This window comes from Modestobacter sp. SYSU DS0875, from assembly GCF_054050915.1.
The window spans coordinates 1-3,267 of record NZ_JBJHAH010000057.1 but is presented as its reverse complement, the minus strand read 5'-3'; the positions used below and the strand labels follow the sequence as shown (position 1 = coordinate 3,267).

Below are 3,267 nucleotides of genomic sequence, written 5' to 3'. Positions count from 1 at the left end.
ATGCGGAGCGCGGGGGGGGGGGGGCGGCCCCCCCGGCCCCCCCCCCCCCGCCCCCCCCCCACCCACCCCCCCCCCCCCCCCCCCCCCCCCCCCCCCCCCCCCCCCCCCCCCCCCCCCCCCCCCCCCCCCCCCCCCCCCCCCCCCCCCCCCCCCCCCCGGACCGGTCAGGAGGCCGTCGAGGTCGGCGCGGCGCCCGGTGCGGCGGCGCTCTCCTCCGACTCGAGGATCGAGATGAACTCGTCGGCCATGGACAGGTGCCGCCGCAACCGGTGCCGCCGATCGCGCGCCGCCGCCACGAACTGCTCGAGCACCGAGCGCAGCTCCGCGGGCTCCGGCAGCGCGGCCGCCCGGGCGGCGCGCAGGCCGCTCACCACCTGGAGCAGCTCGCGCATCTCCTCCACCGAGAAGCCGAGCGGCTTCATCCGCCGGATCACCATGAGCCGCTCGAAGTCGGCCTCGCTGTAGAGCCGGAAGTTGCCCGCCGTCCGGGCCGACGGCATCAGCAGCCCGATCTCGTCGTAGTGCCGGAGCGTGGGCAGGGAGATCCCGGCACGGGCGGCGAGCTCCCCGATCCGCATGAGCCGTTCTTCCGGCACCCCGACCTCCACGACTCCCGTCGGCCCCGCCGGGACCGACCCCCGTTCACCCCGTCGGCGCCCGCGTCACCGCGGATGCTCACCCTCGGGTACGGGCCGGGCCGGTGCGGAGGTGTCTGCGGATCAGCCGTCGAAGAAGCTGTCCACGAGATCCTCCCAGCCCGGGCCCGCCTCACCACCCTCGACCTCCTCCGGAGGGGGGAGGGGTGCCGGCGCCGGAGCCGGTTCGGAGCTGGGTGCTGCGGTGGTGCTCGTCGGCTCCTCGGTGGGCGGGGAGGACATCGGTGGCTCCTCCGGGGCGGGGTCCTCCGCGGGCGGCGGGGAGACCGTCGACTCCTCGGTGGGCGGGGAGGAGATCGGTGGCTCCTCCGGGGCAGGGTCCTCCGCGGGCGGCGGGGAGATCGTCGGCTCCTCGGTGGGCGGGGACGAGATCGGCGGCTCCTCCGGGACGGGCTCTTCCGCGGGGGGTCCGGTGACGGGCGGGGCGGTGACCGGGGCCTCGGTGACCGGCGGGGCGGGCACGGGTGCGGCCGGGCCGCTGCCGGGCCCGGCGTCCGGGGCGGTCGGCGGCACCCGGCCGTCGGAGCCCGGCGCGCCGGGGCCCGTGGACGCCGGGGCGGTCGTCCCCGGGGCGGTCGGGGCGCCGGGCACCTCGCGGCCGCCCGTGCCCGTGCCCGGGCCCGGGGATCCGGTGACCGGGCGCGGCCGGTCGGCGTCGGGCAGGGGCGCCCACGTGGGGAGCGGCGGAGCCACCACCGGCCCCTCCGTCGGTGCGCCGTCCGCCGCCGGGTCGGCGTCGTCGTCGGACGTCGTCCCCACCAGGGACGGGTCGGCAGCCCGGTCGCCGGGCGCCCCGCCGGGCACCCGCTCCCCGGTGGACCCGCCGGCCGGGCGCGGAACCGCGCCGGACTCCGCGGCGGTCGCCCGGACCGGGTCGTCGGCCGGCAGCACGCCCACCAGCAACCAGCCCCCGGCGGTGAGCGCGAGCCCACCGGTCACCAGGTGCCGGGCCGCGCTGCGCCGGCGGGGCTCCGGCCGGGAGGCCCGCCGCGGCGCCAGGAGGACCACCGCGCCGACCAGCGCGCAGACGCCGAGGGCGATCATCGCCGGCCCGATCCCGGCGGTCACCGCCAGCAGGACCAGGGCACCGAGCCCGCACCCGGCCATCGCGTCGGCGGCCGGACCGCGCTCGGCCCAGCGCAGGCCGGTGCCGGGGTCCGGGGGACGGCGGGCCACGGGGGCCTCCTCGGTTCTGGTTCGTCCGTGCGATCCATCACCCGAACGGGTGAACGCGGGGCCCGATTGTGGGGGAGAGCACGCCGAGCGCGCTCGGCGAGACCGCTGGAACGGAGAGCCGTTCGCCCTGAGTCGCCTCCAGGTGACGCTGCGTCCCTGTCGAGGCCACCCCGCAACCGTCGGCGGGGGCGCGGCGTCACCCGGCGGGGCGAGCGGCCGGGCCTCTGATTGACCCTCCACGGCGCCTCGGGCAGAGTCGAACAGGCTCCGACCACTCCGGGTCGGGTGCTTGAGGAGGGCAGACGCTCGATGACCGACACGGCGACGACCACCGACATCCCGGGCGGCGAGGACTCCCAGCCGCTGGTGACCGTCGTCATCCCGGCCAAGAACGAGGAGCGGTCGATCGGCGGCTGCCTCGACTCGGTCCTGGCCCAGGACTGGGCCAACCTCCAGGTCATCGTGGTCGACGGCGCCTCCGACGATGCCACCCCGGCGATCGTCGCCGAGTACGCCGCGCGCGACCCCCGGGTCGAGCTGCTGACCAACCCGGCCGGCGTGATCCCGGTGTCGCTCAACCTCGCGGTCAACCACGCCAAGGGCGAGTGGCTGGTGCGCATCGACGCCCACGCCGCGGTCCCGTCCGACTACGTCCGGCTGGCTGCCAAGCACCTGATGACCGGCCGGTACGGCGGCGTCGGCGGTCGCAAGGACGGCGTCGGCCGCACCCCGGCGGGCAAGGCGGTCGCCGCGGTGATGGCCTCCCGGTTCGGGGTCGGCGGTTCCACCTACCACTACGGCACGGTTCCCACCGAGGTGGAGCACGTGCCCTTCGGGGCCTACCCGGTCTCGGTGATCCGCGCGCTGGGCGGCTGGGACGAGCAGTTGCGGGTCAACCAGGACTTCGAGTTCGACCACCGCGTGCGCGAGGCGGGCCACACGATCCTGTTCGACCCCGCCCTGCACATCGACTGGGAGTGCCGGCAGTCGATCCGCGACCTCGCCAAGCAGTACAAGCGCTACGGCGGCGGCAAGGTCAACGTCGCCCTCAAGCACCCCGAGTCGGTGCGCCCCCGGCACCTGGCCGCGCCCGCCCTCGTGGTGGAGTGCGCCCTGGCCGCCGGTGCGCTGCTCGCCGGCCGTCCGCTCCGCTCCGCCGCGCTGATCTCCCCGTACGCGGCGGCCCTGGCCGTCGCCTACCGGGCGACGGCGCCGAAGGTGGACCCCGAGGCCCGGCGCTACATCGTGCCGGCCTTCCTGGCCATGCACCTGGGCTGGGGCGTCGGCTTCTGGCAGCAGCTGGGCCGGCGCGCGCAGGCCACCGTCCGCGACCGGCGCAGCGGTCCCGGGGGGGGGGGGGGGCCGGCGGGCCCCCCCCCCGGCCCCCTCCCCGGGGGGGGGGCCCGCCCCACCCCCCCGCCGGGGGGCTCCAGCA

3 protein-coding genes are annotated in these 3,267 nt (G+C 78.2%); 1 reads left to right on the top strand and 2 read right to left on the bottom strand.

Going from position 1 to position 3,267, the window contains the following annotated elements:
* Positions 1–164: 164 nt before the first annotated feature.
* Positions 165–596, bottom strand: a complete 432-nt coding sequence (locus ACI79Y_RS19550; RefSeq protein WP_457160087.1) for a MerR family transcriptional regulator — start codon at positions 594–596, stop codon at positions 165–167.
* A gap of 123 nt (positions 597–719) precedes the next feature.
* On the bottom strand, positions 720–1,832 hold the full coding sequence (locus tag ACI79Y_RS19545) for a hypothetical protein (RefSeq protein ID WP_457160086.1): 1,113 nt from the start codon (positions 1,830–1,832) through the stop codon (positions 720–722).
* A gap of 309 nt (positions 1,833–2,141) precedes the next feature.
* On the opposite strand from ACI79Y_RS19545, the gene ACI79Y_RS19540 reads away from it, so the two are divergent.
* On the top strand, positions 2,142–3,267 hold a 1,126-nt coding region (locus tag ACI79Y_RS19540), incomplete at its 3' end, for a glycosyltransferase family 2 protein (protein WP_457160085.1).